The sequence below is a fragment of the Pseudoalteromonas sp. S4492 genome (assembly GCF_005886115.1).
GTDB lineage: Bacteria > Pseudomonadota > Gammaproteobacteria > Enterobacterales > Alteromonadaceae > Pseudoalteromonas > Pseudoalteromonas gelatinilytica.
This window is the reverse complement of record NZ_PNCP01000102.1, coordinates 1-746: the sequence shown is the minus strand read 5'-3', so window position 1 is coordinate 746 and position 746 is coordinate 1. Positions and strand designations below refer to the sequence as shown.

1 protein-coding gene is annotated in these 746 nt (G+C 45.6%); it reads left to right on the top strand.

Annotation, left to right across the window (positions count from 1 at the left end; translation table 11 throughout):
• Window positions 1-746 (top strand): CHRD domain-containing protein (locus CWC28_RS20920; protein WP_138625716.1); only part of this gene is annotated, 746 nt, incomplete at both ends.

The window sequence follows — 746 nt, the reverse complement described above, 5'->3', positions numbered from 1 at the left end:
AATGCAGATATTTTTGCAGTGCTGGCTTCTGGCGGTCACTATGTGAATGTTCATACACCTGCTAATGCTGGCGGCGAGCTTCGCGGACAAATCCTAACCAGCAACTATGGTTTTACGAGCTTTAAACTAAGCGGTGATCAAGAAGTTCCTGCACTCGAATCTGATGCAAGCGGTGAAGGCTATGCATTAATTAACATGGATAACTATGCCTTAGAGCTCTTAGTAAACACAATGGGTGTTGATGATGCGACAGGTGCACACATTCACACTGGCCGAATTGGCACGAATGGCGACGTACTCGTTGCACTTGAGCAGTCAACAGCTGACGCAGGCATGTGGATGACACCAGCAAATACCATGATCAACGCAGAGATATTTGAGGTACTTGCATCAGGTGGTCATTACGTTAACGTACATACTCCTGCTAACACGGGTGGCGAAATTAGAGGTCAGATCCTAACTGACAACTATCAGCTCGTTACTTTCCCGCTTAGTGGTATGCAAGAAGTGCCAGCTGTTGATACGATGGCATCAGGTAGTGGTTATGCATTAGTTAACATGGATAATTACCATCTAGAATTAAGAGCGTTAACCGAAGGTGTGAGTGACGCCACTGCAGCTCACATTCATACAGGTCGTATAGGCACCAATGGCGACGTACTTGCTGCGTTAGAGCAATCAAGCGATAACATGAACCTATGGCAAACACCTGAAAACACCATGATCAATGCAGATATTTTTGCAGT